The organism is Rhabdochromatium marinum (genome assembly GCF_016583795.1).
Lineage (GTDB): Bacteria > Pseudomonadota > Gammaproteobacteria > Chromatiales > Chromatiaceae > Rhabdochromatium > Rhabdochromatium marinum.
Map to the genome: position 1 here is coordinate 1 of NZ_NRRS01000136.1, position 2,970 is coordinate 2,970.

At 63.1% G+C, this 2,970-nt stretch carries 2 protein-coding genes; both read left to right on the forward strand.

Annotated elements, in window-relative coordinates; translation table 11 throughout:
* Positions 1-520 precede the first annotated feature (520 nt).
* Positions 521-1,885 (forward strand): NAD-dependent succinate-semialdehyde dehydrogenase, encoded by a 1,365-nt coding sequence (locus CKO36_RS18695; protein ID WP_200286418.1) that lies wholly within the window; start codon positions 521-523, stop codon positions 1,883-1,885.
* A 36-nt stretch (positions 1,886-1,921) separates the two neighbouring features.
* Complete coding sequence (gene ybaK / locus CKO36_RS18700; protein ID WP_200286419.1) at positions 1,922-2,389, forward strand: Cys-tRNA(Pro) deacylase; 468 nt, start codon at positions 1,922-1,924, stop codon at positions 2,387-2,389.
* Positions 2,390-2,970 lie beyond the last annotated feature (581 nt).

Sequence of the window (2,970 nt, forward strand, 5' to 3'; positions counted from 1 at the left end):
AGGGTGAGAACAAGCCGGGCGTACCACAGCGCTTCTTTGTCGCGAGGTGTTCGCGTGCCGGTTGATTTTCAACGGCGGATCGGGGCCATCGCAACCGCTCGCCACAGAGGTCAGCGGGAATTGCTGGCCATCCAATACTGGACTTGACAACTAGGTGGGAAATTATAAACATCCCCGCAAGAACACACGTTCTGCGAGACAATGATGGTTTCAATCACTTGCACGATGCGGGCGCGGACTTAAAAAAATTCAAAAACAGTCAGTTACAGAGCGCAAAGAAGTTGACCAATCAAAAACGCGGCGCGTGAGGACAAGGGCTTAGGCGCCATGTCACAAGGTTGTCCACAAGGTTATCCACAGAAGCAGTGGATAAAGGGCTTTTCCACCGTGCCTGCGGACGCTTACCCATCCTTGCTCGAGAACGCCTGAGTCTCCGCCTCCAAGTGAAGCCAACCGGTCTGATGCGTCCTTTTGCAATACACTCACCTGTTCAAGCCTTCCCGCCGCTCTATTAAAAACCATGATGTTTACCTCCACGAATCCCGCCACCGAGACCTGCATCGAGCGCTTCCCGGCCTTCGATGAACCGCAGCTTGAGCAAGCTCTGGCCGCCGCCGAAGGTGCCAGCCGGCTGTGGGCCGAGACACCGCTTGCCGCGCGCACCCGGCTGCTCGTCTCAGTCGCTGAGCAGCTGCGTGGCGAACAGGAGGTGCTGGCGAACCTGATCACCACCGAGATGGGCAAGCTGCGCACCGAGGCGCGGGCCGAGATCGACAAGTGCGCCTGGGTCTGCGACTACTATGCCGAGCATGCCGAGCGCTTCCTGGCCGATGAACCGATCGAAACCGAGGCACCCCGCAGCCTGGTGGCCTATCAGCCGCTTGGCGTCTGGCTGGCAATCATGCCCTGGAATTTTCCGTTCTGGCAGGTATTCCGCTGCGCCGCGCCCGCGATCGCAGCTGGCAATCCAGTGCTGCTCAAGCATGCTTCCAATGTGCCTGGCTGCGCCTTGGCCATCGAGCAACTGTTTCGCGCAGCGGGGGCGCCGGCGGACCTGTTCCAAACCCTGCTCATCTCGGGTGAGCGAGCGGAGACGCTGGTGGGTGATGCGCGCATCCGGGGTGTCAGCCTGACCGGCAGTGAGAACGCCGGTCGGCGCGTGGCCGCAGCCGCCGGTGCCAGCATCAAGCCGTCGATCCTGGAGCTCGGCGGGTCGGATGCCTTTGTAGTGCTTGAGGATGCCGACATCGACCAGGCCGCGACCATGGCCGCCAAGGCGCGGTTTCTCAACGGCGGGCAAAGCTGCATTGCCGCCAAGCGCTTCATCCTGGTGCCGGAGATTGCTGAGCCCTTTGTGGCGGCGTTCAAGGCGGCGGCCGAAGCCCTGATCCCTGGTGATCCCATGCAGCCAAACACCACGCTCCCGCCACTTGCCCGCCGTGATCTGCGCGATCAACTGCATGCACAGGTCCAGGCCAGTGTGACTCAGGGCGCGCAGCTGGTGACGGGGGGTGCGCCATTGGATCGCAACGGCTGGTTCTATGCCGCAACGGTGCTGGATCATTGCGCACCAGGGATGCCGGCGTATCACGAGGAACTGTTTGGCCCGGTGGCCGCCATCATCCGCGCGCGCGATGAAGCCGATGCGCTGCGCCTGGCCAATGACTCCGACTTCGGCCTCGGCGGCAGTGTCTGGACCAAAGACCGCGCGCGCGGTGAAGCCTTTGCGCGGCGCTTGCAGTGCGGCTGTGCCTGTGTCAATGACATGGTCAAGAGCGACCCGCGCCTGCCCTTCGGCGGCATCAAAACCTCAGGCTACGGGCGCGAGCTGGGGCTTCTGGGGATGCGCAGCTTTGTCAATGCCAAGACATTGAATGTCCAATAGCCTCGGGCGGACGGGACCTGTAGTGCGACGCAAATCATGACCCCAGCAATCGATCACCTCAAGCGCCTGGGCATTGCCCACCGGGTGCATGCCTATCACCATGACCCGGGAACCACTGCCTACGGTCAAGAAGCCGCCGACCAGCTTGGACTCGATCCGGCCCGGGTCTTCAAAACCCTGGTGATCAGCCTCGATGGCAAGACACTGGTCGTGGGGGTGGTGCCCGTCAGTCGGCAATTGAGCTTGAAGGCGCTTGCCAAAGCGGCCGGTGGCAAGAAGGCGACCATGGCGGAGAAGGCGCAGGCGGAGCGCAGCACTGGCTATCTGCTCGGCGGGATCAGTCCGGTGGGCCAGAAGCGCCGCCTGGATACCTACATCAATACCAGCGCCGAGCGCTTGGACAGCCTGTTCGTCAGCGCCGGCCGACGTGGTCTGGAAATCGAGCTCAGCCCGGCCGATCTACAACGGGTCACCACCGCCCGTTTTTACCATCTGGTCGCCTGAACGGACGCGGGCTTCAGCACTTCGTTCAACAACTGCACCGCTGTCGCTCCATCATTCGGATCGCGCGGGCCGTTTCGCATCGTCGCCTAACCCAGCGGCGCCTCAGCACCGCCCATCCTCCTCGCGCAACCGCGCCACCGCTTCAGCCAGCGCCGCGCGCACCGCCAGATCGCGCAGTGCTGGCACCAGCCCCTGCCCGAATTTCTGCACACTCGCCACCGGTGCCAGTGCAGATTCTGACTCCGCCCCCGCCTCCTCGCCCGCCTCGGCCCGGATCGCCGCCCAACACGACGCCTACCCCTGGCTGTTGGTATCCACCACAGCACATCGCGCCCCAGGCTCGCGCGCAGCGCCGCCCCAGATGCACTGGACCCGGATCAACGCATACGCCGAGGCCTCCGACCAAGGCCACCGCGTCAGCGCCTGGAGTCCCGAGGCGTGCCCCGGTCTGACCGGGTGCTACCTTTCAATAATGTCCTTAGCAAGGCTGAGCACCGAACTGATCGATCTTGTCCCAGAATTGCGCCCAGCGTCCGGTCGACTGAACCAATGCACGTAAGCTCAAAACAATCTTGGCGCCC

Excerpts from the sequence above, each read along its gene's own strand:
- CKO36_RS18695 (WP_200286418.1), top strand. The coding sequence starts at position 521 with ATGATGTTTACCTCCACGAATCCCGCCACCGAGACCTGCATCGAGCGC.
- ybaK (WP_200286419.1), top strand. The coding sequence starts at position 1,922 with ATGACCCCAGCAATCGATCACCTCAAGCGCCTGGGCATTGCCCACCGG.